Below are 26,926 nucleotides of genomic sequence, written 5' to 3' on the forward strand. Positions count from 1 at the left end.
GGATCAGGCCGAGGAGCTGAGCTGCACCCACTGCGCGACGCTGGGCACGCCCTGGTCGTTGAGCAGGAAGAGCATGTACCAGCCGGGGGGCGCGGCCTTGGCGTCCGGCGGGGCCTGGAACTCCAGCCGGTTGCCGGCCCGGCTGCTGAGCCGCAGTTCCAGGTGGCGCTGGCTGGTGTTGACCGAGTGGGTGGAGGTGGTCGGTGCGAGCAGGACGGCCTTGGCGGCGCGTTCCGGGGTGCTCGTGGTGACCAGGAACTTCTTGTCGTAGCCGATCGCACCGGTGGGCGCCCGGTCCAGCGAGGGGCGGTTGCCCTGGTGCAGGTAGGCCGGCTCGTAGATCTCGATGGTGCCGTTCATGTCGTCGTTGATGTCCGGGTCGTTGGCGAGCTGCTGGAGCTCGTCGCCGGTCACCATGACGCGGCCGTCGGGCAGGACCACGGCGTTGGAGTGGTAGCCGCGGGGCAGCCGCTGGACCGGGCCGAGCTTCCAGTTGCCCTGGGCGTCGCGCAGCTCGGTCTGCCGGTACTTCAGGTCGGCGTTCGGGTTGTAGGGGCCGTTGCCGTAGTCGCGGATGTCGTACGCGCCGTTGACGGTCATCAGCGTGCCGTCGGGCATCAGCAGGGTGTCGTCCTGGGTGCGGCCGAACGCGCGGGACTTCTCGGCCGTCCAGTTGCCGTTCGAGAAGCGCAGGGTGCTCGGGTTGTCGCGGTCGCCGCCGAGGATCAGCGCGGAGTCCGGGCCGTTGACGCCGCCGGGGAGCATGACGGCCGAGCCGTAGTTGCGCTTGTGACCGTCCGGGCGGGCCGTGAGGTCGCTGCGGGACTCCGCGACCGGGTCGAAGCTCCACTGCTCGTTGGCCTGGCGGCCGAAGCCGTAGACGTTGCCGTCGCGCAGCGAGAACAGGTGCGGGTAGTCCAGGCTGAACGGGGCGTCCGCCTTGAACCGGTCGACGGGGGTGTCCCTGGGGACCTGGGTCTTGGTCTGCGGGACGTCGTAGCCCTTGGCGGGGAAGCGCTCGACCACCGGGGTGGGGGTGCCCCAGCCGAGCTCGGACTGGCCGGACATGATCAGCTGCCGGCCGTCGGCGCCGGTCACCACGGACGGGTACCAGCGGCCGACCGACATGTCGGGGTTGCGGGTCCAGGTCTCGGTCCACGGGTCGAAGATCAGCGACAGCTTGGCGCCGGTGCCGCCGTTGCCGCCGAGGTTGCCGCCGAAGACGCCGAGCATGCCGTTGGGCAGGAAGGAGTGCCCGGCGCAGAAGAACGGCGCCGGGCGCGGCTGGTTGAGGCCGTCCGGCATGTCGACCACCGGCGGGGTGACCTTGGTGAAGGCGTCCGCGCCGGAGCCCTTGGCCGGGTCCCAGAGGTAGGCGCGGCCGGCGTTCTCCTTCCCGGTGGTCTGGGTGGGGGCGGGCTCCTTCTCGGGGTTGCTCTCGATCCGCTCGAACGAGAACACCAGCACCTTGCCGGTCGGCAGCAGGGCGATGTGGTCGCCGAAGTCGGGCGAGGGGAAGTACTCCTTGAACGCGCCGAAGACGGTGGGGTCGAATCCGGCGTTGGTGCGGGTCTGGGAGTCCGTCAGCGCATTCAGCCGGTTGACCCGGGTGGTCTGGGGGTAGTCGCCGATGCCGCGGACGGCCGCGCGCATGCGGGCGTGCTCCTCGGCGTGCTCCGGGCCGAGCGCCGCCACCTCGTCGTCCCGGATCTCGGCCAGCACGCGCGGGGCGGTGACGTGCGGGGCGGTGTCGTCGCCGCCGTGGGTGCGGACCAGCGCGGAGGCGGGGGTGACGGCGGCCAGCAGGGTTCCGGCGGTGAGGGCGACGACGGCGGCGGTGGCGACGGCCGACAGCCGGCTGGAGGACCGCGGCCGGCGTCGTGGCCGCGGTGTGGGCAGGGACATGGGGCTCCTCGGAGGGGGGACGTCGGGAGGGGCCGGCGGGGTCACGGGCGAACGGACCGTGGGCGGGCACAGGGGCACCGGGTGGTTGCCGACCGTCACAGGACATCACAGACAGTGGTGGTTCGCATGCGGATTCATCGCTTCGGCGGATGCGTGTCGCAGGCGAACGGGGGGGGGGGGGGGGGGGGGGGGGGGGGGGGGGGGGGGGGGGCCGGCCGGCCCCCGGGGGCCCCCCCCCCCCGGCCCCCCCCCCGGCGCCCCCCCCCCCGCGCCGCCGCGCCCCCCCCCCGCCCCGCCGGGGCGCCCCGGGCGCCCCCCCCCCCCCCCCCCCCCCCCCCCCCCCCCCCCCCCCCCCCACCACCGATCTCGCGGCCATGGCCGTCGTCAGCTCCCGTGTACCCCCGACTCCCTGAGCCAACGTCTCCCCCACTGCTGCCCGCATGGGCCGGGCACTAACAACTCACTGGTGCCGGAAAGCACATGGACGAGTCGGATCGGGGCAGTCGGCAGCTCACACAGATCGTGTTCTTCCATCGTGAGGAGTCCTCGTGCTCGCGCTCGTCCTCGTCCTGCTGCTGGCCCTTCTGTTGTTCGGCTTCGGCTTCGCCTTGAAGGTGCTGTGGTGGGTCGCTCTCATCGTCTTCGTGCTGTGGCTGCTCGGCTTCATCGCGCGCGGCACCACCGCCGCAGGCTCTCGCGGTCGCTGGTACCGCTGGTAGGGCCGCTGCGGCACCCACCCAGCCGCTGCCGTGCCGGCTTCCCGACGACATCCGCTGAAGCACCGTCACATCCCGGCGTGCTCGGCCCGAGCAGCCCGGCGCCAGCGTGTCTGGACCGTCGCCCGTCTGCACCCCGACGTCGAACTGCGACCGCGCCCAGCTGGTTCACAGGCTCCCCTGTCAACCGTCACATTTCATTCCCCAGCGGCGAGTTCAGAAGGTCGGTGGACATCACCGCCGACCTGGCACCGGTTCGGGCAAACATCTGCTGCCGCGGTGAATGAAAGGCCGGATCCCGGCCAAACGAACCACGACATGCTCCTGTCCGCCCGCAGAAAGGACACCGCCGATGAGGGACGTTTCGCGCTTGCCCGGAGCCTACGACCACCATTGGGAGTGGCAGCTGGAGGCCGCCTGCCGTCAGGTCGAGAACACCCTGTTCTTCCACCCCAGCGGTGAGCGGAGAGCTGCACACAAGGCCCGGGAGGAAGCCGCGAAGGCGGTCTGCGCCGACTGCCCGGTTCGCATCGAGTGCCGGCGTCATGCCCTCGCCACACGCGAGCCCTACGGGGTCTGGGGCGGGCTGAGCGAGGACGAGCGGTACCTACTGCTCGCGCCGCGACACCGCCAATCGGCAGCCTAGCTGCACATGAATCTCCAACTACGGCGGAATTCCTGTCATGCCCCCGGTGCGCGCCCCCGTCAACGACGAATGGCACGCCGTCACGGAGATGATGAGGTCGTCTCCGCCTAGCGGAGACGGCCCAGCCGGCGGTCCACCGCCGCGTTCCACCGCCAGGGCTGGACCGGAAATCCTTCGGCTCGGGACGGTGAGCCACCGTCATTTCAGAGGGTCCGAACCGAAGAATTTCCTGTCACCGCCATCGCCATCGCCGCTGGTCGCGAATCCGTACCCCCGGCAGGATCCGCGGGCACCAGGGCCGTCAGGCGGGGCGCAGCGGGCCCGCCGAACGGGTAGGCCGCTCGAAGAGCGGGGACGGCCCGGCGGCAGGGATCCTTCGACAGTCTCACGAGCCGGCTCTCGGGGTTCCGCACGCACACGTCTCCGGGGGCGCCGGACCGGCGCCCCCGGAGGCCGGCGTCAGTAGACCAGGATGTCCCAGTGGCTGCCCTCATTGCAGTACAGGTTGCCCGAGGCGGCCTTCCACTGCGGGTAGCCGTCACCCCGGTAGCCGATGTAGGTGAAGCTGTTCTGGATGTAGCCGTCGATGCAGGAGTTGCGGGAGATGTCGACCTTGTAGCCGTTGTAGTGGCTGTAGGTGCCGGAGGCGTGGCCCACCTCGGTGCCGCCTGTGATGTTGAGGGCACAGCCGCTGGCCTGCTTCAGGGTGATGATCGTGTTCACCGTGCCGGAGTTGATCTGCTCGAACGATGTGCAGGTGGAGTTGGACCGGGTGGTGCAGCCGCCGCTGGAACTCCAGGTGATGCCCGCGTTCCTGAACTGGGCGGCGGCTGTCGACTGCGACAACTTGGTGCCGCTGGCACCGGCCGGGGGCGCCGAGACGGCGAGCCCGACCAGGGCCAGGGCGATGACGGTGGGTACGGTGCGCAGCTTCATCTGCTCTCCCGGTGAGGGTGGTGGACCTCGGGCCGGGGGGTGAATGATCCGCCCGGCCCTGATCGAGTTCGCCGGCTTCCCGGCAGCCCGCGTCAGCGGGCCTGTTCTCATCGGTGGGTGACGGGACGACAGGCGGATCCCGCGCCGTACAGGCTCTACTGACGTGGAGACGGGTACTGCGGTGCGCACGGGGAACTGCGCGGGAAGCGGTACGGCACCAGGATGACGCGATGCCTTCTATGCGAGTAGACCCCGGCCTGTGAATTTCGCGTGACGGACATGTATCCGACAAGCATGGGCGGGGTTCGACCCTCGCGAACCTCCCGCGAACCTCCCGCGACCCGGTCCGGCCGGGCCTCGCCCGGAGGCCGTTCGGAGGTCGCCGCTCGGGTCGGTCGGCTGCGGCCATCGGGTACGCGGCGATCACTCGTGCAGGTGAGTTTCCCCGGGCGGGGGTGAGCCGAGCCGGAACGGGGCGATCGGATGATCCTCGCTGGTCGCCGGGCACGACGTGTGCAGCGGGCCGCTCGGCGAGCACCGGGTCACTCTCCTACCGGCCATTCGGGCACGAAACGTGTTCTTGACGATGCGTCACACTTCGCTCACGTTTGACTTCCACGACCCGGTCCTCATCGGCGTGCCCGGCCGACAGCGGCTCCCACGTGGTCCCGCCCTCTGTTCCGCGATCCGACTCTCTGACACCGAGATCCTTCGAGGAGTTTCCTTGTCCGGCGAGCAGCACCTGCTCAAGGTCTACAGCGACCGCACCTACGTCCACACCACCACGGTCCGGCACCAGGGCACCACGGTGGCCCTGGCCATGGATGACCAACGGCGGATCGTCTACAGCGTGCTGGACCTGTCCCGGCATGACGAGACCAAGGGCGAGCTCGACACCGCCTACTGGTCGGAGAATCCGCTCCCGCTGCGATTCCCCTCCGAGGTCACGGACACCGGATACGCCGTCGCCGGAGCCACGGCACTGCCGGTCGTCAAGAACGGCGGACGGATCGAGGCGGCTCCGGGAGAACGGCTGGACGAGGAGGAGGTGGACCCATTCCTGTCCACCACGGCCCGCCTCACGGCCCCCGTCCCCTTCCACGCCGTGTCGGACGGCACGCACCTCGTCGTACTGCGCCAGTCCATCGGCGCCGACCACCCGGATGCCGTCCACCGGTTGGCCGGGGGCGGCACCTCCGGCGACCGGGGCCGCGGCGACCACGCCAAGGACAGTGCGGGCGCGATGGTGCCGCTGGTGGCCGACACGCTCCTGTGCGACCGGTTCCTCCTCGTGTGCGGGGAGCTCAAGCCCGTCCTGGAGGCTCGCTTCCGCCGCAGCCGCCACCGGACCCGCCCTGACTCGGCCAAGGACAGCCTGGGCACGACCGACATGGAAGGTCACCCCTTCCACGAACCGACGCAGGTGCTGTCCTTCGTCCGGAGGCTGTCCGGCGGACGCTTCACCGCCCTGCTCGTCCCCACCGCCGTGCACGGACAGCAGCGCTGGCAGATCTTCGCGCACAACGACGCCAGCGGCCGCATCGACTCCTTCAGCGTCGAGCAGGGCCGCGACGGCCTGTTCAACCTCCAGGGCACCCGGGCCTGGACCAGCCCCGACCCGGCCCACCGCGACGCCGTCCACGAACCCGCCCCGGGCACCTGCCCGTTCACCGGGCAGCCGCTGGTCCCCGCGACGAGCGCCGAGGGCCACGCGGAGACCGCACTCGCCTTCGGCCAGGGCGACGCCCACGTCCGCGTCACCGACGCACCGGGAATGCTCCGCCGCGACTTCACCGTCGAGCTCTGGGCCCGGCGCACCGCGACCGGGCGCGAGGAGTACCTCGTCGGCCACGGCGACCCGGCCGGCACGGTCCGCGGCTCGCTGCACATCGGCTTCCGCTCCGACGACCGCTTCACCTTCGCCTTCTACGGTGACGATCTCAACTCCGACGCCCGGACCGGCGGCACCGGCTGGCACCACTGGGCCTGCGTCTTCGAGCACGCGACGCGCCGCCAGAGCATCTACCGCGACGGTGAGCAGGTCGCCACCCGCACCACCGACGGCGGCTACGCCGGAACCGGACCGCTGCTGCTGGGCAAGGCCCTGCTGTTCGGCAGCGCCCGCGCCGAACTGGACGAGGTCCGGATCTGGGACCGTGCCCGCACCGCCGAGGAGCTCAAGCGCGACCAGGGCGTGCGCCTCATCGGAAACGACCCGGGTCTCGTCGCGTACTACCGCTTCGACGAGGGGTCCGGCACCCGCCTGCACGACCAGACCGATCACGCCCGACACGGCGAACTCGTGGGCGGCCCGAGGTGGGTGACGTCCGAGGCGCCCGTCGGCGACCACCCGGGCGTGCGCCGGGACAGCTTCGCCGTGACCGGACGGACGGCTGTCTCGGGGCTCTCCGCCGTCCTCTACCACCAGCAGGAGTCCACCAGCGCGGGTTACGACAGGGATCCCAAGCCGGCGAAGCGCCAGGCCCGCGTACTGCTCTCGTACGCGACCACCGGGCCGGACCCGAGGACCGGTGGGACGAGTGACCAGGCGTACCTGGTCACGGTGGACTTCGGGGTGGGGCGCGACGGGCGGCTCGCCGACGTCCCGGACGAGCTGGCGCTGCCGGTGCTCACCGCGCCGGACGGCACCGCCGACGTCGAGACGATCAGCGAACTGGACACCCGGATCCGCCAGCTGGTGCAGGACGTCACGGCCAAGGAGGCCGAGGCGGCCGACCTCGCCCGGCAGAGCACCGACCTGCCGGAGCTGGAGCGTCAGCGCGAGATCTACCACGCCAGGTCGCAGGACATCACCGGCTGGGCGTTCCGGCTGCGCTTCAAGAACGCCCGGGACGGCAAGCCGCAGTACCTCGCCGTGCGGGGTGACGGGACGGGCGACGAGACGCCGCTGGTGCGGACCTCCGACCCGGAGGCGAAGTCCGCGCTGTGGGCCTCCGTGCTGTACCCGGGGTCGTCCTGGAACGGCTCCATGCTCCACTACCTGCAGAACCTGAACGCGGGCAGGGACATGAACGTCGCCGGCGATCGCCGGGACGACGACGCCCCACTCATCATCTGGCCGCGCCTGCCGAACCACTGGAACACGTTGTTCGGCATCCACGAACGCGCCGACGGCTACTGCACGTTGGTCAACCGGCACAGCGAGCGGGCCGTCTGCGCCCCCGACCGGCTCGGTGACCGAGTGGTCCAGTACGAGGCCGACAGGGCCGCCGAGTCCGGCGAAGGCCTGATCGCCGTCGAGCGGGTGTCCCTCCACGACCTCGGGCACCCCGACATCCGCGACGCGGCCCAGCGGGTGGCCGCGCTCGACCGGCAGCTCGACGAACTCCGCCCGAAGAACGAGCTGTTGGAGCAGCGTCGGCGCGAGATCGCCGCGCACCGGGCGGAGCTGACCGCGAAGCGGGAGGAGCTGGCGCGGCTCACCGGTGGTCTCCAGGGGGCGAACGACGTCGCGCTGCCCGTACCACGGCTCTCCCTCGACCGCACCGGACTGAGCTGCTCCGGCGCGCTGCTGGCCTTCGCCCGCTCGGCCGACCGCCCGTACCTGCTCGACAGCGCCACCGGCAACGTCGTGCTGTACTTCCGCGGCGCCAACGGGCAGTTCTTCGCCGCCTACTACGTCACCACGGTCGCCCGCTCCTCGCGCCGGCTGTCGGAGGGACCGGGCAAGGCGATCACCTTCACCGCCCGCGACGCCGGCACCCCGCTGGACTCCGTCACCATCCGCATCACACCGGGCACCCGGCCCGACCTGTGCGACCTCACCGTGGAGCACGGCCAGGAGGTCGAGACCTGGGAGCGGCTGCCCCGCCGCGCCGCGGACTTCGCCGCCATCGTCAACGGCACAGCACAGGAACCCGTCCGGATCGGCGCGGTGAAGTCCTTCGACGCGACCTTCCGGATGCTCTCCGGCGGTCGCTCCGGCAACATCGCCGGCGGCGTCCTCGAACTCGCCGAACCCCTCCCGGTCGCCCTGCCGGCAGGGACGCCCGTCACGGTCGGCGGCCACCTCTACCTCACGGAGAAGGACCACGCGGCCGGGGCGGTCACCGTGCGCCTGGACGACGGTGAGGGCGGGCCCCAGCCCCAGCCGGGCGAGGTCGTCCAGCGCCTGCGCTACGACCACCGGCAGGCCTACTCCAACCTTCCGGGCAGCCCGCCCTACGCGGGCTCCCGGCTGGTGGTCGCGGACCCGGCGGGGGCCCACGAGATCCCCCTGGGCGAGGCGGCGGACCTGGTCACCGGGCAGGGCTGCCGATGGCGCGCGGACTCCCCGGGCCGGGCCTACTCCTTCGACGGACAGGCAACCGTCCTCACCCTGCCGCCGGCCCAGCTGGACCGGGTGACGACGAACCGTGACCTGACTTTGGAGGCGTGGGTCAGCCCCGAGCAGGCCTCCGGCGCCACCAGGATCATCCACGCCGGCGCCGGTGACGCCCCCTACACCCTCGGGCTCCTCGCACCGGCCGCTCCCGTCGTGCCCGCCCTCGCCTTCGACGGCAGGAGCGGCGTCGCCCTGACCGAACACGGGTTCAGCCTCGCCCGACAGGACTTCACGGTGGAGTTCTGGGCCCGGCGCACGACGGCGTGGGACGGCCGGGCACAGTTCCTCGTCGGGCATGGCACGTCACACGGCAGCGCCAGGGGCAGCCTGCACATCGGCTTCCGCCAGACCAGTGCCTTCACCTTCGCCTTCTACGGCGACGACCTCACCACCCCGCACGGCTACGACGACACCGACTGGCACCACTGGGCCTGCGTCTTCGATGCTGCCACCCGGGAGCAGGTGATCTACCGGGACGGCGTCGAGGAGGCCCGGCGCACCGCGACCGGCCCCTACCTCGGAGACGGGGTCTTCAGCTTCGGAAGCCACTTCGCCGGCTGGGTCCCCGACTACGCGGCCGTCGAGATGGACGAGGTCCGGCTCTGGGAGACCGCCCGGACCGCCGCTCAGGTCCGGGAACTGAAGAACCGCCGGCTGACCGGCGAGGAGACGGATCTGACGGGCTACTGGCCCTGTGCCGGCCCGGTCGACCAGGTGAACGGCCAGCCGGGGGTCCTCGACCGCTCCGGCCGGGAGCGGCACGTCGTCCTGCGCGGCGGCGTCACCACGACGCCGGCACCCGCGGCGCTCGACACCGCGGGTGCGGCGGCCTACCACGTCGTCGCCGGCGTCGGCGACCGGCTGGTGGCCACCCGGGCCGCCTTCCCTCTCCACGAGTGGGCGCACCTCGCCGTCGCCTACGAACAGTCCTGGGCCGTCGAACTGAGCGACGGCGCCCACCTCGACGTACCCGACGACGACGCCCTCGACATCACCGACGACCTCACCCTTGAGGTCTTCTGCCGCGTCGACGCCCTCGGCGCGCCCCAGGGCCTGGTCTCCAAGGGCCGTGCCGCCGACGGTTCCGGCGGAAGCGTCCCCTACCGGCTGCTGCTCCTGCCCGACGGGAAGCTGGAGTTCGGCTTCGAGGAACCCGACGGCAGGCTGGTGCGGTTCGTTTCCTCCCAGGCCGTGCGCGCCGGGGCGTTCCACCGCCTTGCCGTCGTCCGCAAGAGCGGCCGGTCGATGCAGGAGCACAAGGGCGGCAAGGAGATCACCACCACGGGGGCCGACGGCAAACCCGTCCAGCAGAACGTCGAGCTGGTGGAGTCGGTCGACGTCCGGCACTGGCAGGACATCCGCTTCTTCGTCGACGGCCGCGAGGCCGGCACCGCCCGCTACGAGGGGCTGGGCGCCCGGGGCAACTCCGGCACGCTCGACATCGGCCGGGCCCGCGAGGGCCTGGAGACCCACGCGCTGACCGGTGTCGTCTCCGAGGTCCGACTGTGGAGCACGGCACGGGACGCGGCTCGACTGGGCTCCTCCGTCTCCGCGCATGACCGCGGCCTGACCGCGCAGTGGCGCTTCGAGGAGAACGCGGGCAGCACCGCGGCCGACACCAGCGGCTCCCACCCGGCGCGGCTGCGCGGCGCCCGCTGGACCCGCAACCCCGACCCCCGCGGCAGCCTCTTCCGCCTGTACCGCAACGGGGTCTCGGTGGCCTGTGACCCGCTGGAGAACGCGGCCTTCGCGGGCTACGGCGACCGGGCGTTCACCCTCGGCGCCCGACTCGAGGACGGCCGGGCCACCCAGGCGTTCCACGGCGTCCTGGAGGAGGTCCGGGTCTGGCGCACCGCCCGTACCCAGGAGCAGGTCCTCGACAACCTCTTCACCCGTCTCAAGGGCGAGAAGGAGGACCTGATCGCCTACTGGTCCTTCGACGACGCCTCCACCGACGGGAGCACCCGGCTCGTCCAGGACGAGGGCCTGCGCGGCAACCACCTGACCGTGCCCGAGGCCCCGCGCCGCCCGGCGGCCGTACTGTCCACGGCACCCGTCTCCAGCGACACCGCGCAGGTCCGGTCGGCGCTCGCGGCCATGCGCACGCCCTTCCACGAGCGGATCACCGGCGCCCCGTCCGTCGCCGAGTACGCCGACATGCAGTACTCGGCCAAGGGCGAGGCCTTCGGCGTGCTCAAGCGGGCCTACGGCTACCTGCGCGAGGGGCGCTGGCACCTGGTCACCGGCTACAAGGTCGGCAACCTGGTCAGCGAGTGGGTCGGCCAGGTGCAGTTCGACCCCCAGCTGATCGGCTACGTCGAGGGCGCGCCGCCGGTGCCGTCGGAGAACCTCACCCCCAACACCGTCGACCCCGACAGCGCCGGCTACGACAGCGTCTCCTCGGTGGAGTTCACCGAGGCGGAGGAGGTCGTCCACTCCCTGTCGTCGGCCAAGGAGCGCAGCGTCGACGCGGCCTTCGGTTTCGCCCTGTCGAACGAGGTCGACGTCGACATGTGGATGATCACCGCGCCGTTGGGCTTCGGCGTCGCCAAGTCCATGGTCAAGGCCAAGGTGTCGGCGGGGGTGCGCGGCACCCTCGAGTTCTCCAACAGCTGGGCCGAGGAGACGAGCGTCTCCCAGGGCGAGAACACCGCCCGCGCCATGAAGGTGGAGCTCGCCGGCAGCTGGGAGGACCCGCTCAAGCCGCTCAACGCGGCGCTCGGCCGCCGCTACGTGCCCGCCAACACGGGCTTCGCCCTGGTCCAGTCCCAGACCGCCGACGTCTTCGCCCTGCGCCTGGCCCACAGCGGAGCCCTGGTCTCCTACCGCATCCAGCCCAACCCGGACATCCCCAGGGACTGGAACGTCGTCCCCTTCCCCCTCAACCCCCGCTACACCAAGCAGGGCACGCTCGACGGCGCCGTCGGCTTCGACGAGCGCGGCAAGGTCCTCGACCCGGACTACGCCGGCACCCGGGACAACGGCGAGTACAGCTACTACAAGCCGCGCGAGGCGTACGCGATCAAGCGCCGCATCCAGCGCGAGCAGCAACGGCTGCGCAGCTACTACGAGACCGTCTCCACCGAGACGCACGCGCCCGACCCCACGGCCGAACGGGCGGGCCGGGTGCTCGGCGGCGCGATCGGGAGCGACGCCTCGCCCGGCCGGGGCAGGGACACCGCCGACAGCAGCACCGGCGCCGGCTTCTCCCGCCGCGACCTGGTCAACACCTACGTGTGGACGGCGGACGGCGGATTCTTCGCCGAGACCACCGAGACCACCGACGCGGTGAGCGAGACGACCTCCGGTTCGTACTCGTTCTCCGGTTCCGTGGGCACCTCCATCGGCACCTCCTTCGACGTCATGGGCGTCGGCGTCAACGCCCAACTGGACGCCTCCATCGGCGGCGGCATGACCGCCACCAGGGCCCGCGGCCGACAGGCCACCCGTTCCTTCGGGCTGACCGTGGTCTGCGCGCCCTCCGGGAACCTCCAGAAGTACGACACCAGCCGCAAGCCCGTGTACGACGCGGACGGCAAACCGGTCAACACCCCCGGCAAGGTCGACGCGTACCGGTTCCTCAGCTTCTACCTCGGCGAGGACACCGAGCACTTCGACACCTTCTTCCACAAGGTCGTCGACCCGCGGTGGCTGGACCACGGCACGGACCCGAACGCGAGCGCACTGCGCGAGGTCCGCCGAACGGACCGCAAGCCGCCGTGCTGGCGCGTCCTGCACCGCGTCACGTTCGTCAGCAGGCTCCTGCCCCCCGTGCCGCCCGTCGGCGCGCCGCCGCTCCAGCGCGCCATGCGGGAGCTCGACCTGGAGAGCAACTACGAGCTCGTCCGCCACCTCGACCCCTACGTCAAGACCGCGGCCACCGGCCGTACCGAACTCGCCGACGCCGTGCGCACCGCCCTGTCCACCCACCTGCCGCAACTGACCCCGCACGCGGAGGGGGTGATCGAGTTCCTCGCGCAGTACTACGGCGTGGAGGGCTGACACTCCGAGAGCACCACCACGCGCCGTCCGGTCGAGGGCCTGCCCCTCGACCGGACGGATCCGGCTGCGCGCCGGGGATCCGGCCTGTTGCGCGACGAACGGGACGAACGCGACCGGTGCGCGTGGTCAGCGCCCCTCCGCCAGCGCCGCGCGCACCGCTGGTACCACCTCCTGCGCGAACACGGTCAGCTGGCGCAGGTGGTCGGCCTCGGGCCAGTACACGAACCCGTTCATCCCGTGATCGTGGACGAGCGCGACCAGCCGGCCGGCCCACTGCCGCGCGTCGCCCTGGAAGGGCTCGGTGGACTCGGCAGGTCCGATCAGGCCGTTGAGGTTGTAGACCTTGCGCAGCGACGCCGGGTCCCGGCCGGCCTCGTGCGCGGCCGCGTCGATCCGCGCGACGGCGTCCCCGAGCCGGTCGAGTCCGAGGAATCCGTACGAGGCTGTCCAGCCGTCCGCCTTGCGACCCGTGAGCGCGAGCATGCGGGGGCCGTAGGCACCGAGCCAGATGCCGAGGTCTGGCGAGGGGGCGGGCCCGGGATGGACGCCGGCGAGGGTGTAGTGCTCGCCGGGGAACCGCACCGAGCGCTCGCCGCTCCACATGAGCCGGATGACGTCGATGGCCTCGTCGAGCGCCGCCACGGCCTCCTTCGCCGGCCGACGTGGCCCGCCCATGGCCACGATGGCGCTCCAGAAGGCGCCGGCGCCGAGGCCGAGCTGGATCCGGCCGGGAGCGAGCACGTCGAGGCTGGCCGCGGACTTCGCGAGCATCGCGGGCGGTCTGAGCGGCAGGTTGGCAACGGTGGGCACGAGAGTGATGCTCCGGGTGGCGCCGACGAGGTAGCTGATCAGCGTCCACGCGTCGTAGAACGCGGACTGGTAGGGGTGGTCCTGGACGGTGACGAGGTCGAGGCCGTCCTGCTCCGCCTGCCGGGTGATCCGGAGCGGCTGCCCCGGGTCCGCCCAGACGGGGTCGACGTTGGCTCCGAACAGCACGGGAAGGGACATGGCAGTCTCCCTGGCGACCCGCCGTTGGGCCGGTCCGAGTGTCCTGGCGCCGCGTTGGCGCACCGCTCCCTCCACCATCGCCGCGGATCGGCTTCCGGGCACCTCACGCCGCCGTCGGGCGTGTCGTCACCGGGGCGCTGGTGACAGCCACGCCGGGGCGCAGGCCCGAGCGTGCGCCCCGGCGTGGCTGTCAGGGGTTGGATCGGCTGTTCGGGTTGCGGAGCTCGATGTCGTCGGCGTCCACCCAGTAGCGGTGACCGCCGCTGGTGTCGGTGGTCTCGTAGAAGGTCTTGCGGGTGGAGCCGCCGCGTTGCCACTTGGCCTGCTTGAGCACGGTGCGCAGGCTGTACGAGTCCTGGGCACCCTGGTGGGTGAGTTTGACGCCGTGGCCGAGGGTGAAGTGACCGTCGAGGTCGCTGTGGAGGAAGCCGTCGATCTCGTTCCAGACCACGACGTAGACCTTCATCGACAGGTCGGGCCAGCCGTAGGCGCGCACGTCCGCGCGCCAGCGCAGGGCGCCGGGTCTGACGATCTCCGCGTCGAAGTCGGCGTTGGCGACCAGGTCGCACAGCGCGTCGGCGTCCACCCAGCCGGCCCGCCGTCCCGCCGTGGCCCGGTAGAAGGTCTTCAGGACCGCGCCGACCTCGTCGGGCCTGGCCGGGAGCCAGTCGTCGCCTCGCACCGTGAACCAGCCGCGGACCGGCTTGTTCTGATCCACCGTCTTCAGACCGGTGCCGGCCGGGAGGACGTGTTCTTCCAGGACCTGTCCGCCAGTGGTCGAAGCGGTCTCCATCCGCCAGCCGCCGCTGCCGGAGACCTGCCGGTACACAGGCGTCGCACGGGCGGTGCGGGCCTGGAACGCCTCCTCCGGCGCTTCCGGTCCGATCGCCGGCGGCGTCCACAGCGCATCGGCCAGTTTCGGGTCGTCGACCGGCGGAAGCCAGGCGGTGGCCGACTCCTCCTGCGCCCTGGCCAGGACCACGTCCCTTCCCCGCACGGCGACCTGGGAGCCGGAACCCAGATGCAGGAGTTGGCAGCGGTCCACCAGGCTCCCGTCGAGTGTCTGGTCCCAGGTGTGCCGGGCGAGCGTCCACAGCTGCAGCCCCCACCCGGGCTCGCCCTCACGCCGCGCCGGGGCGAGGCGCAGCCGCGCCCCGGTCGCGGCGTCGTCGGCGGTCAGGCACAGCCCGCTGGCCGCGTGCCGTACGAGCACCTGCCGTGAGGAGACCGGGTCGGCGTACCAGCGCTGCTGCTCGTCCACGCCGCGGTCCGGGGAGAGGGTCACCGGCAGGCCGTCGGCCGTCGCGCCGGCCAGCAGATCCAGCCGGTTCTCGTACTCCATCAGCCGCAACTCGAAACGGCCCGTGGGCCAGCGCTCGTCCATGACACGAACCTCCCACACGCCCGGCCCCACCGGGGCGCACCACGCGAGAGTCTCCCGCGCCGGCACCGTTCCCGGGCGAATTCGCCTCGGTGGCGTGAGGCAGGTGCGCCACGTGGGTGTGCCGTGGGGGGCAGAGTGCCGGGCTTTCGTGTGGCCGGCCGCAACCTTTCGGTTCTGTGAGGGTTGATCCGATGTCATGTCGGTTTGTGTCACGTTGGGGTGTGTATGAAGGTGCATAGGTTCTTCGCTTCCGCTGTGGTGGGTGTCGCTGTCGCGGTGGCGGGGGTGCCGGCAGCGGCGGAGACCGCCGGGCCGGGCGCTTCCAGGGCGGAGTCGCCGCAGTGCGAGGCGTGGACGGGAGAGGAGGCTGCGAGCTATCTCGTCGGCAGTGGTGAATTCACGACGGCGCGCGGCAGGGTTGCCAAGGACACGTGCCTGATCAGTGTCGATCAGAACCGCTTCGCGCCGGGCTGGTACGTCGGCAGTAGGGGCGGTGACTGGTACAAGACGAAGCAGGACAACCCGAAGGCGGTCTACAAGCAGTTCGTGTACGGGGTTGTGCGTCGGGAGGCGAGCGGCTTCGAGGAGGGGTACGTACTGGACCGCGATCAGCTGCGCGATGTTGCGGCCAACCGGGCGTGCGACGCGAAGGTGACCACGGACGGCGCGCACGCCTATCGGGTGGACGTCCGTAGCTACGGCAGGCCCGACGTGGGGCACACGACGTTCGTCGAGTCCTGGAACGAGGTCAGCGGCGTCACGGACCTCGGCTCGTTCTGGCCCAAGGACCAGTGCCTGCAGCTCACGCACCGGGCCACGAAGTGGAACGGCCACACCTACTACGAGACCACCGCCGGGGACGGCGGCGGCACCATCTACTACGTGGACGCCTCCGACGTCGAGCTCCAGCCCAAGACGTCGCCCAAGGAAGCGGGAGCCTGACCCCGCCAAGCCTGGTTCCGGAGTCGCTTCGCAGAACGGTTCGGCGGGCCCGACATCACGGGCCCGCCCGCACGTCCTCGCGACGAACCAGCAGGCCCAGTCGCTTCTTCGCACGGGTGTCCAGTAGGGCTTGGTCAGGTTCGCTGTGGTGTGGCGTGTCCGTTCGTGGGTTGTGTCCTCGAGGGTGTGCGCCACCTGGGGGGATGGCCGAGGTCCGGGCGGGCATGGCGGCGTTGCATGGCGGCCCAGGCCATAACGGCACCAGTTGGCGACCAGAGCCCCGAAGCGGTGTTCGACCGCCTCCTCGACCGCGTGATCAACGCGATCGCACCGGGAGCCTGACCAGCACAGCGGCCATCGAGGCGCTGAGGGACCATCCGGCGATCAGCGGATGACGCCGGCTCTCCCTCCGGCGGCGGTCCCGGGGTGCGTGCCGTTCCTTGCGTCGCGATGGTGGGACGGTGAGCCTGATCGTGCTTCTGGAACCCGAGCTTCGGCGGGTGGACCATCTCGGCAGTAGCGGCGAGGAGTATGTCGAGAGTGTGCGTGCCGTGCACGCGGCCGAGGCGGATCCGTCCGCGCCTGGCAGCCCCGGTGGCCACACACTGTGCGGTACGGACACCCGGCGCATGCAGGTCGTGGACTACCGGCCGTCCGCCCCCGGGGACCCCTGGTACCCGCCGAGATGGCACGGGACCGGGACGGTCTGCCAGGCCTGCGACCGGGCCGCCCACTCAAGGTGACCAGTCGGATGCCCCCCCCGAGCGGCCTCCTCATGCAGACTCTCGGGTTCGTCGTGGCACGCGCGCCGGAATTCGCACGATGATCGTTGGCGCACTGCCGTTCTGAGGGAATTGCACGGTCATGATGCAGTGGTGGCCCGGTTGCCCCGCCCCGGGATGGGTGCTCGCATGGAGGTAGCGCGGCCGACGGGGCAGCCGCCGAAGAGTCCTCGATCGGGGAGCGGCCATGCCCGATATCGAGATCGACACCTCCCGGCTGACATCGCCCCGGTTCACCGTCCCGGAGGCCGGTACGCACGACGTCCTGGACGGCTCCACCACGCCACCGCCGACGGTCTCCCTGTCTGCTGGAACCGGCTTCCACCTTCAGCAGGACGATCTACCGGCGGCCGACTTCGTCTTCACGGTGCGGAGCGACGGTACGGTGGACTTCGATCCGGCCCTTGACGCCTTCCTGAGCGGGCGCGGCACCCGGCGGCTGACCGTCCTGGGTCTGCCCGTCACGCTGGACACCACCGTGCTCGGCCACCCCCTGGTACTGACCCCCGGTGGTGTGAGCCTGGCGGCCGACGTGCACCGGCTCGCACTGCTGCCCGGGTCCGGGTACCGCCTCAAGATGTCCCCCGGGCCCGCCGGGTTCACCTTCGGTCTCACCCCTCTGGGCGACGTCGCCGTCGACGCGGCGACCTCACGCTTCGCCACAGCAAGCGGCCCGACTCTGTCAGTGCAGGGCTTCGCCATCACCATCGACGGCCACCAACTCAGCCACGACCTCAACTCCGTCTGGCCGCCACTCCCCCTCCCCCGCACCGGCCCGCCCCACCAACTCCGCCTCATCCCCGCCACCGGAGCCGACGCCCACGATCCCGCCGACGGCGTTGAGCGTGAAGGCCAGTCCCAGCTCGACCGGCGGGTTGAACTCGGCGCTGAGGACCGCGAGGAGCGAGAACGGCGAAGTGTGCAGCACACCGAACGCCTTGACGTCCACGACGCCCAGGCCCAGGCTCATCGCCCCCGCGTACCGGTCGCCGTCGTGCTTGAGGTAGCCGGCGCCCTTGGCCGGGCCGAGCGCCAGCCGCAGACCGATGCCGTCGGCCGGAACGGGCGTGGCGGTGACGCCCGTTCCGGAGACCGCGACCTCGGCGCCCACCCCCTCGACGGTCGCGTCCGCCAGGCCCAGCAGGGACGCTCCGAAGGAGAGCGTCAGCCGGATCGCCGCGTCCCGGGGCGCGAGGTAGAGCGCCGGGGCCTTCAGCATCGGCGGGACGGTCTTCAACGGCAGCGAGACGCCGCTACGCCCGCCCCCGTCGAAGCTGACGCCCCTGGCGTCGGCCCGCGCCGTGACGTCGCCCTCGAAGAGCGGGCCGCCGCCGGGGACGAGGAGGGCGAGCAGCGCATCGCCGGGTGGTCTCAGGCGCAGTCCGCCGATCGTGACCACCAGGGCCGCCTTCGTCACGTCGGCGGGGACGGTGAGTGCGAGGTCGATCCCGCCGTGCACCTCGACGCCGGTGGTGATCGGGACGGCGCCCACCCGGAGCCCGAACAGAAGCTCCGACGGCAGCGCGGGAGCCAGTACCTCGACGTGTGTGGCATCCACCCGCAGCGCGCCGGGGATCTCCAGATGCCAGTCCGGAGCGGCCTCCAGGACGGCCCGGGCGACGATGGTGACCAGCGTCGGGAGGAGTTGGCCGGCCTGGTCGGCACCGAGCGCCGTCAGCCGTCCGAGCAGGGCTCCGGGCGTCACGTCCCCGAGCGCGGTCTTCAGGGCCTCGCGCCGCTGCTCGTCGGTGGCGAGTCCGGCGAGAGTACCGAAGACGTCCGTCAGGGCCTGCCGCAGCCCGGTGGCCAGCTCGACGACTGAGTCGGTCACGGGCGGTCCCCCTCGGGCGGCGGCGGAACACGGGTTCGCCGGTTTCGACGGCCGGTGGTACTCGGTGAGCCGTACACGGGCGGGTCCCCCGGACGGGGCGCCACGGCCCCGGGCCTGCGGGGACCGCGTGGCAACCGCATCGTCCACGCCCCCGCCACGCCGGCCCGACACACCACCGGCTCACCCTGACGGCCCATCGGGCCCCGCCGTTCGGCCCAATCGGCCGCGGCCCAGGCGTCGTAGTCCGCCGAGTGCCCGCGCAGCGCGAAGGTCGCGTTCACCGCCGACGAGCCCCTTCCGCCCCGGGGCGGTGTTCACGGCCTGATCCGATCACGTTGAACGGCTATCTGTCAGATCACTTCTGGCGTAACGTTTTCCGCCATGGGGCGGGAGGATCCTTGGCTGGCGCGCATCGAGGACACCCGGGGACGCGTGCACGGGGCCGGGACGATGCTCGACGGCGAGTACGTGCTGACGTGTGCACATGTGGTCGAGGAGGCCCTCGACGCCGGGCATGAAGCCGATCGCGAGGTCCGGGTCCGGATCGCCGGCCGTCCCGACGACGCCTACCCGGCGACCGTTGTCGAGAGCTGCTGGCAGCCGCCCTTACCGGACCAGCGCGGGGATGTGGCGATCCTCGCCCTGCGGTCCGCGGTGCCGGGCGCGCCGCGCGCGAGGATCCGGCGGACCTGGCAGCACGACGAGATCGTGCGAATCTTCGGCTTTCCGGCGGGTACCGACAACGGCCAGCTGGTCAATGCGAAGATCGCCTCGTACGACTTCACCGGGGAGCGGGTACAGCTCGACGCGGTGTTGGAGCAGCGCGTCGACCGTGGGTTCAGCGGTGCGGCGGCACTCGCCGCGAGCGGTGAGATCCTCGGCGTGATCGCGGTCGTCCGGGCACCGCTCGCCGAGAGCAGCTGGATGATCGCCGTCCGGACGCTGTACAAGTACGCGAGCGCGGTGCTCGACGGGCATCTGACGAGCCGGCCCTCGCGGGTACTGCCGAGCGACTGGCCGTCGCCGCAGGTCCCGGAGATCCTGGACGACCCGGTGCAGCTTGCGCTGACCCGGCACCTGATCGGCTGGCTGGCGTCCGGCGGGCCGGGCGGGGTCTGTGCGATCGGCGGTGACGGCGCGGTCGCGCTGACCTCCCGCCTGGTGGGCCTGACGGTGCCGGGCTACCGTCGGGCGGCCCCCGACGAAACCGTCAGCGGCGCCCCGCCCGGCACCGTCCCACAGCTGGGCGAGGTGGACGCCGCCGTCGACGCGACCGGGCGGACGACAGAGCAGGTCGCCGAGCAGCTCGCGGAGAGTCTGAGCCTGCTGACCGACCGCGTCACCGATGATCTCTCCCACCAGTTGGAGGAGTTGGGCTCGCCGATAGTCGTCGTGGTGAACGCGGTCGATCTTGCGGCCGACCCCGGCGAACTGTACTACCGGCTGCTCGAACCGATCGCCGCGCGGGCGCCGAGCATCGGCGTGCGCCTGCTGCTCGCCTACCACGGCGCCCCTCCGCGCTATGTCCGCAGTGCGGTCGCGGCGAGCCTCGGGCAGCCCGCCGCGCTCGCCTCGCCGAGCGGTCGGCACGGCGGCAAGACGCAGTTCGACAACCGACTCGGCCGGCTCGACCGGTTGGTCGAGGAGGTCGAGGCGGCCGAGCGCGACGCCCGGGTGTGCCGTGACCACGTCGCGCCGCGGATCCTCGGCGCGCCGCCGCCACAGGTCGCCGGCGCGGCGGCGCTCGCGGTCCGCCTGCGGGTGCTGCGGGACACCGGCTCGGCCGCCGCCGGATCCACCCTCCGGGGATGGCTGCTGGGGGAACTCGCCACCTGCGAGGAGGCAGCCGCCCGGTCACTGGCGCGGGCCCGGCGATTGAACACCGAGTGCACGGCCCTGCTCGCCCGGCGCAACCGGGCCCGGGGGCGGCTGGATGCCTACCGCTCGGAGGCCGCGGCGCGCGGCCTGATCGAGGAATTGGGCGAGTCGTACGAGGCGGCCCGGCGGCTGCTCTACAGCGGCGGATGCGACCTGCCGCTCGCCGAGCTCCGGGTCGAGGAGTACCACCAGGCCGTTCGGCGCGAGATCGACGGGAGACGGGCATGAGCCAGTGCAACCGTCCTGGCTGCGGGGGCGAACTCGATGCCACCGGCTACTGCCGGCGCTGCCTGCTTCCGCCGCTGGTGGCTGCGCCGACGGGCGGCGGCCGGCCTCCGGCCGGGGAGCGGGCCCCGGGTCGGTCGGTGCCGATGAGCACAAACCGCAGCGCGGCGCCGTCCGCGCGCCCCGCAGAGCCCGTACAGCCACCGCGCCCGTTCGGCGACGACCCCTGGTGGGGACTGGGCCTCGTCACGCTGCCGACGATCGCCGGGCCGGAGCCGGACCGGGCGGTCAGAGCCGCTCCGCGAATCCCGGAGGAGCGCAGGCTCTGCCCCGATCCCTCCTGCCGCCGCCCCGTGGGCACAGGTCTCGACGGCCAGCCGAGCCTGTTGGAGGGGCGCTGCCCGTACGACGGGACGGCTTACTCGTTCGTGCCGAGACTCAGCCGGGGCGATCTGCTCTCGGACCGCTACCGGGTCGAGGGCTGCATCGGGCACGGCGGCTTCGGCTGGGTCTACCTCGCCTACGACGAGCGTCTGAACAACCGTCCAGTGGCGCTCAAAGGCCTGATCGACGCGGAGGACCCCACGCGGGTCGAGGAGGCCGCCGAGGAGAAGCGGTTCCTGATCGAGCTCAGACACGACGACATCGTCGACATCTACGACTTCGTGACACACGAGCCGGCAGGCGGGTCCCAGTACGGCTACCACGGCTACCTCGTGATGGAGTACGTACCCGGCTACTCCCTGGAGCACTCGGAACTGTTCGGCCGGCTGGAGACCGAGCAGGTCATCGGCTACCTCCTGCGCGTGCTCCGGGCGTTCCAGTACCTCCACGACAGCCAGTACCTTTTCTGCGACCTGAAGCCGAGCAACCTGATGGTGTACGGCTCCCAGATCAAGCTGATCGACCTCGGCGCGGTGCGCGAGGCCGGGACACTGGGCAGCGGGGCGTTCTCGGATGACTACAGGGCCCCGGAGCTGATGGTCACCGGGCCCACTGTCGCCACCGACCTCCATACGGTGGGCAGGACCCTGGAGTCGCTCTTCCGGTGGTACACCGCCGACCCGGACAGTGCCCGCTTCACCTCGCTGCGCCGGCTCATCAGCCGCGCCACCAATGACGATCCACAGCTGCGCTTCGCCTCCGCAGCCGAGATGGCAGGCCAACTGAGCGGCGTGCTACGCGAGTTGGTCTCCGCCCGCGACGGCACCCAGTACACTGCTCCGTCACTGCTCTTCGCCCGCTCCACCGCGCTGATCGACCCCGGGCTCGGGGCGGTGCCGCCGCTCGACCGGTGGACGAGCACCGCGGCGCTGCGGGCGGCGGCCGAGGGCACCTGCCGTCCGCTCGCCACCGCGCCGCCCACGCCGGTCATGGCAGCGGCCAGGCTGCCCGAGCCGCTGGTCGACGCCCACGATTCCGCCGCCGGGTTCCTCAGGACGTCGGTCAGCGCCGATCCGGCGGTCGCCCTCTCCCAGCTCGCCTCCTACGCCGATCCTGACCCGGCCTCCGCCCACGATTCCTCACCCGAGGTCGAGTTGCTGCGCTGTCGACTCCACCTGCGGCTTGACGACCTTGAGGCGGCGCGCGCCGCGCTGGACCAGGCGAGAGGCCTGTTGCGTCCGGGGTGGCGGCTCAACTGGCATGAGGGACTGACAGCCCTCGCCGAGCAGCAGTTCGGCGGCGCGGAGAAGATGTTCACCTCCTGCCAGCAGATGCTGCCGGGTGAGCTCGCACCGCAGCTCGCGCTGGCGCTGTGCGCCGAGTACCGAGCGGCGAACGACGAGGAGCTCGACGCCGCAGCGGCGGCCTACCTGTCGGTGTGGCGGACCGACAGCTGGCACGAGAGCGCCGCCTTCGGCCACGCCCGGACGAGGCTCCGCCGTGGTGACCGGGCCGGTGCGGTCTCGGCGTTGAGGCAGATACCCGACACCTCACCGCACCATCGGGCGGCGCGGATCGCCGCGCTGCGGATTCACACAGGGCGGCTCGACGCGGGCCCCGAGGGCCTGCCCGACCGCGCGGACCTCGCCGAAGCCGAACAGCTGCTGGCCACACTGCCGTTGGACGAACCCGAGCGTCGTCGGCTCGCCGCCCTGATCCTGGAGGCCGGGCTCGACCGCCGGCGCGCCCCGCGACCGGGGCGGACCACGTCCGACGACGAAGTCACGGAGCACGAGATCCGGTTGAGGCTGGAGAAGGAGTATCGGGCGTTCGCCAAGTGGGCACCGGACGAGAACCGCCACACCGTGCTCGTCGATCTGGCCAACGCCGTAAGGCCGGTCACCACGCGGTGAACCGGAGGCCTTCGGCGCATCCGTCAATCTTCCCCTACAGATGAGGAATTTGGCACATGAGCGAAGCACCGACAGTCACCCTGGAGGCCAACTACGACAGGTACCGCTCCCTCGATGAACGCGAAGTGCACGTCTACCTCAGTGTGGTCGCGACCACCGCAGCCGACCGGCCGGCGAACCCGCCGAGCGATGCGCGGTTCGCCGAGGTGATCCTGCTGGACCAATCGGGGTCGATGAGCGATCCGCGCACCAAGCTCCAACGGGCCAAGGAGGCGAGTTGCGCCGCCATCGACACCCTGCGCGAGGGCACCCGCTTCGCGGTGGTCGCCGGTACCCACCAGGCAACCATGATCTACCCTCGGGAGTCCTTCCTCGCCCCGGCGAACGCCGGTACCCGTGCGGAGGCGAAGCAGGCTGTCCACCGGATCGCCCCCGGCGCCCAGGGCACGGTCATCGGCGCCTGGCTCGACAAGGCCCGTGAACTGCTCGAACCGCACGGCGATCTGATCTGCCACGCGCTCCTGCTCACCGATGGGCGCAACGAGCACCAGGACCGGTCGGCGCGGTCGATGGAGACCGTGCTCGCCGACTGCCGTTCCGTGTTCACCTGCGACGCCCGCGGTATCGGCGCGGACTGGGAGCCCGCCGAGCTGAGACGGATCGCCGAGGAACTCCAGGGCACGGCGGACGCGGTGCCCGACCTGGCCGACCTGGCCTCCGACTTCCGCGCACTGATCCGCACCGCCATGGGCCGCACGCTGTCCGACCTGGCCCTGCGGGTGCGCTGCGCACCGGGAGTGTCGGTGTCGGTCCTCGAACAGGCCCACCCGGCGCTGGCCGACTTGATCGGCCATCGCCTGCCACTGGCCGGAACAGCGGCGGCCGACTACCCAACCGGCCCCTGGAGCAGCGAGGCGCGCCGGTACGTCGCGACCTTCGTCGTGACCGGCGACCGGACGGTCGGCGCCGACGCGGAGACCCTGGCTTCCATCGAGGTGGTCACCGGAGCGATCGGCACCGAACTGGCCACGCCCGTCAGCTCGGTGGAGGTGGTCAGCGCGCGCTGGCTCGACCAGCCGGCCCCGGAAACCGTCCTCGGGGCCGATCGGCGCCGCCACGAGCGGGAGAAGGAACTGTACACGCTCAGATGGCGGGGTGGGGCGCTGTACCGCCAGGGGGATCGCCACGGAGCGTGCGATGCCTGGGGCCGCGCCGTGGCGCTGGCCACCGAGCTGCGCAACGAGGACGCGCTCCGGCGACTGGGCAAGGTCGTCCGGGTCGAGGATGCCGTACGCGGCGTGGTCAGCCTCCTCCCGGAGCTGGATCCGGACTATGTCCTACAGGCCATGATGGGCACGGTCACCAGCACCTCGTACGGCCTCTCGCGCAACCCGGCGCCGCGCGCCGACCCGGCGCCCGGGCACCCGTCGGCCCCGGGGCCCGAGTGCCCGCGGTGCGGCCGGGTCGCGGTGGCCGGCGCGCGGTTCTGCGAGAACCTCGACTGCGACTACGAATTCACCCGCAGCTCACCGGTGATGGACGGATGACGGCCCCCACCGCGGTGGCGCCTGTACCGGTGTCGGACGAACCGGCGACGCCCTCCACGACCGCGCGCACCCTGCGGCGGCTCCGCGGGGCGCTGGTGGCGGGCAGCCTGCTGACCGGGGCGCTGTGCCTGGTGGTGTCCGGCCAGGCACACGCCGGAACCGACGCCGCCGGCGGGCGGGCCGCCCCTGCGGTGCTCCGGGCCGAGGCCGCGTACAGCGCGCTCGCGGATGCCCAACGCGTGGCGCTGCACGGCTTCCGGCACGACACCGTCGTCCTCGGCGGACTCGGCGACCGCTACCGGAACGACATCGCCGCGATCAACCAGAACCTGGCGGAACTGGCCGGGTACAACGTGGCGGGCCCGGCGGGCACCAGTGATCTGCAACTCGTCGAGGGGCTCGTCGTCAACTACAACGCCGAGATCGAGCAGGCCGCCGCCGACTACCAGCAGACCGGCGAGATCACCCGGGCCCTGCCGGCCCTGTGGTACGCCACCCTGCAGTACCAGGAGGTCTCGAACACGCTGGACCGGCTGCGGAAGGAGGAGAGCGCGGCACTGACCGCCCGGCGCGGCTCGGTGTGGCTGGCGGGCACCACGGTCCTGCTGTTCCTGGTGCCCTTCGCGCTGGTGCTGGCGCTGTTCGCGCGGACACAGTCGGTGCTGCGCCGCCGGTTCCGGCGTCGGTTGAGCCTGCTGTTGACGACCGCTGTGCTCGCCCTCACCGCGACGGCCCTGTCGTGCAGTCTGTCGCTCCAGGCCTCGGACGGACACCTGCGCTCGGCCCTGGACGGTCCGTTCGTGGAAGCCGTCACCCTGGCACAGCAGCAGGCGGGCCGGGCCGCCGCCGAAGCCGACGCGGACCTGTTCGCCATCGTCGCGCGGGTATGCCCGGCCGCCACGTCCTGCGGGACCCACCTGACTCCGCCGACGTCCGGGCCCGTGACCGTCGGGCCGGATCAGGACGGTCACCAACAGGCCCAGGCCGAGGCCAGGTTCACGCGCGGTGTCACCGACGCGGACGCCTGGTTCTCCGAACGCCTGGCGGTTCTCGTACTGCTGACCCTGACTGCAGCCGCGGCGGCCGCTCGCGCACTGAATCCGCGCATCGACGAGTACCGGTTCGGAGGCCGATGATGCGGCGGAAGCGCCGGACAGCTCTCCGGCTCCTTCTGGTCCTCGCCCTGCTGGCGGCGTCCGCCTCCTGCCTCGGCGGCTCGTCCGACCGGCGCGTCCTGAGCATCCTGACACCCTGGACCGCCGACGTTGAGAAGGACTCCTTCCAGGCAGTGCTCACGGCCTTCGAGACCGAGACCGGCATCACCGTCCACGCCTCCCCCACCCGGGCGCTCGACCAGGTGCTGCGGGCCGGCGTCCAGAAGGGCGAGGGGCCGGACCTGGCTGTCCTACCGAACCCCGGGGCGCTGCGCTCCTACGCCCAGCAGGGAGAGCTGGTCCCGCTGGACCGGTTCCAGGACAAGACACTCGGTAGCGGACTCGTCGAACTACTGAAGTCCGACTACGCCCCCTGGTACCGCCTCGGCGAGGCCAAGCCCGGCGCTCTGTACGCCGTCGTGGTCAAAGCCTCCGTCAAGAGCCTCATCTGGTACGACCCCCGGCGGCTCGCCCCCCAGCCACCCAACAGCTGGGCCGGCTTGGTCGGCGTCGGCCAGTCGATGGCCCAGAAGGGCGAGACGCCCTGGTGCCTGGCCGTGGCCGATCCGCCCAACTCGGGCTGGCCGGGCACCGACTGGATCGAGGACATCCTGCTGCACCGGTCGGGTGCCGACACGTACATGGACTGGGTCGACGGCAAGCTCAGGTGGACATCGCCGGAGGTCAACTCGGCCTGGCAGGAATGGGGCCGGACCGTCACCGCACAGGGCGCGATCCATGGCGGCCGGCTGACCGCGCTCCTGACCAGCTACGGCGAGGGGGCCCATCCGCTCTTCACCGAACCGCCCGGCTGCTACCTCGAACACGGCGCCCTCGTCGCCCCGGACCCCGCGGCACCGGCCAAACCCGTCTCGGGAGAGGACTACGACTTCGTCCCGTTCCCCGAGTTCCAGCCGACGCCGACACCGAAGCCGGCGTACGAGGTGTCGGGAGACCTCGTCGCGATGTTCCGCGACTCGCCCGAGGCGGAGAAGTTCATGGCCTTCCTCGCGAGCCCGCAGGCCCAGCAGATCTGGCCGGACCGGCAGCCGGAGTCGGCCTTCTCCGCCAACCGCACCGTCACCACGCGGATGGCGCCCCCCGGCAGCGTCGCCCGCCGGATCGATGAGTTGCTGGCCTCGCCCGCCACCCTGTGCTTCGACGCCTCGGACAGCATGCCCAGCACCATGGCGGCCGCGTTCAACCGCGCGGTGCTCGACTACCTGAACGACCCGACCCAACTGCCGACGATCCTCACCGGGCTGGACAAGATCCAGGCCGACGCCTATCCGCAGCCGACGAAGAACTCCGTCTGCGCACCCTCATAA

General features: G+C 71.8%; 14 protein-coding genes. 9 read left to right on the forward strand and 5 right to left on the reverse strand.

Going from position 1 to position 26,926, the window contains the following annotated elements; genetic code table 11:
* Window positions 1-3 precede the first annotated feature (3 nt).
* Window positions 4-1,905 (reverse strand): galactose oxidase-like domain-containing protein, encoded by a 1,902-nt coding sequence (locus ACIPSC_RS06650; RefSeq protein ID WP_400823673.1) that lies wholly within the window; start codon window positions 1,903-1,905, stop codon window positions 4-6.
* Window positions 1,906-2,453: 548 nt separating this feature from the next.
* On the opposite strand from ACIPSC_RS06650, the gene ACIPSC_RS06655 reads away from it, so the two are divergent.
* Together ACIPSC_RS06655 and ACIPSC_RS06660 are read left to right on the forward strand one after the other, a co-directional pair.
* Entirely contained in the window at window positions 2,454-2,624 is a 171-nt protein-coding gene (locus ACIPSC_RS06655) for a hydrophobic protein (RefSeq protein ID WP_400823675.1), read from the forward strand.
* A gap of 349 nt (window positions 2,625-2,973) precedes the next feature.
* On the forward strand, window positions 2,974-3,267 hold the full coding sequence (locus ACIPSC_RS06660) for a WhiB family transcriptional regulator (RefSeq protein ID WP_400823676.1): 294 nt from the start codon (window positions 2,974-2,976) through the stop codon (window positions 3,265-3,267).
* Window positions 3,268-3,726: 459 nt separating this feature from the next.
* Here the strand turns inward: ACIPSC_RS06660 and ACIPSC_RS06665 are convergent, their stop codons facing one another.
* Window positions 3,727-4,203: a hypothetical protein gene (locus ACIPSC_RS06665; RefSeq protein ID WP_400823677.1), complete on the reverse strand. Its 477-nt coding sequence runs from the start codon at window positions 4,201-4,203 to the stop codon at window positions 3,727-3,729.
* Window positions 4,204-4,927: 724 nt separating this feature from the next.
* On the opposite strand from ACIPSC_RS06665, the gene ACIPSC_RS06670 reads away from it, so the two are divergent.
* Window positions 4,928-12,550 (forward strand): LamG-like jellyroll fold domain-containing protein, encoded by a 7,623-nt coding sequence (locus tag ACIPSC_RS06670; protein ID WP_400823679.1) that lies wholly within the window; start codon window positions 4,928-4,930, stop codon window positions 12,548-12,550.
* Window positions 12,551-12,676: 126 nt separating this feature from the next.
* On the opposite strand, the gene ACIPSC_RS06675 is transcribed toward ACIPSC_RS06670, so the two are convergent.
* The gene (locus ACIPSC_RS06675) at window positions 12,677-13,558 is read right to left on the reverse strand and encodes an LLM class flavin-dependent oxidoreductase (RefSeq protein WP_400823681.1); all 882 of its coding nucleotides are present in this window, start codon (window positions 13,556-13,558) and stop codon (window positions 12,677-12,679) included.
* Between the two features lie 190 nt (window positions 13,559-13,748).
* On the reverse strand, window positions 13,749-14,942 hold the full coding sequence (locus tag ACIPSC_RS06680) for an RICIN domain-containing protein (protein ID WP_400823682.1): 1,194 nt from the start codon (window positions 14,940-14,942) through the stop codon (window positions 13,749-13,751).
* Window positions 14,943-15,197: 255 nt separating this feature from the next.
* Here ACIPSC_RS06680 and ACIPSC_RS06685 point away from each other — a divergent pair, with 255 nt between their 5' ends.
* On the forward strand, window positions 15,198-15,884 hold the full coding sequence (locus ACIPSC_RS06685; protein WP_400823684.1) for a hypothetical protein: 687 nt from the start codon (window positions 15,198-15,200) through the stop codon (window positions 15,882-15,884).
* Window positions 15,885-17,348: 1,464 nt separating this feature from the next.
* Here the strand turns inward: ACIPSC_RS06685 and ACIPSC_RS06690 are convergent.
* Complete coding sequence (locus tag ACIPSC_RS06690) at window positions 17,349-18,497, reverse strand: DUF6603 domain-containing protein (RefSeq protein ID WP_400823686.1); 1,149 nt, start codon at window positions 18,495-18,497, stop codon at window positions 17,349-17,351.
* 381 nt (window positions 18,498-18,878) lie between these two features.
* On the opposite strand from ACIPSC_RS06690, the gene ACIPSC_RS06695 reads away from it, so the two are divergent.
* The 5 genes from ACIPSC_RS06695 (at window position 18,879) to ACIPSC_RS06715 (ending at window position 26,926) form a co-directional block, all read left to right on the forward strand.
* On the forward strand, window positions 18,879-20,603 hold the full coding sequence (locus ACIPSC_RS06695) for a serine protease (RefSeq protein WP_400823687.1): 1,725 nt from the start codon (window positions 18,879-18,881) through the stop codon (window positions 20,601-20,603).
* A gap of 143 nt (window positions 20,604-20,746) precedes the next feature.
* Window positions 20,747-22,897: a tetratricopeptide repeat protein gene (locus ACIPSC_RS06700; RefSeq protein WP_400823690.1), complete on the forward strand. Its 2,151-nt coding sequence runs from the start codon at window positions 20,747-20,749 to the stop codon at window positions 22,895-22,897.
* 56 nt (window positions 22,898-22,953) lie between these two features.
* Entirely contained in the window at window positions 22,954-24,444 is a 1,491-nt protein-coding gene (locus ACIPSC_RS06705) for a VWA domain-containing protein (protein WP_400823692.1), read from the forward strand.
* Window positions 24,441-25,580 (forward strand): hypothetical protein, encoded by a 1,140-nt coding sequence (locus ACIPSC_RS06710; protein ID WP_400823693.1) that lies wholly within the window; start codon window positions 24,441-24,443, stop codon window positions 25,578-25,580. The genes ACIPSC_RS06705 and ACIPSC_RS06710 overlap by 4 nt, the downstream gene beginning before the upstream one ends.
* A complete protein-coding gene (locus ACIPSC_RS06715) occupies window positions 25,577-26,926 on the forward strand; it encodes an ABC transporter substrate-binding protein (protein ID WP_400823694.1) in 1,350 nt (449 codons plus the stop codon). Before ACIPSC_RS06710 ends, ACIPSC_RS06715 begins: the two co-directional genes overlap by 4 nt.

It is taken from the genome of Kitasatospora sp. NPDC090091, assembly GCF_044747365.1.
Taxonomy (GTDB): domain Bacteria; phylum Actinomycetota; class Actinomycetes; order Streptomycetales; family Streptomycetaceae; genus Kitasatospora.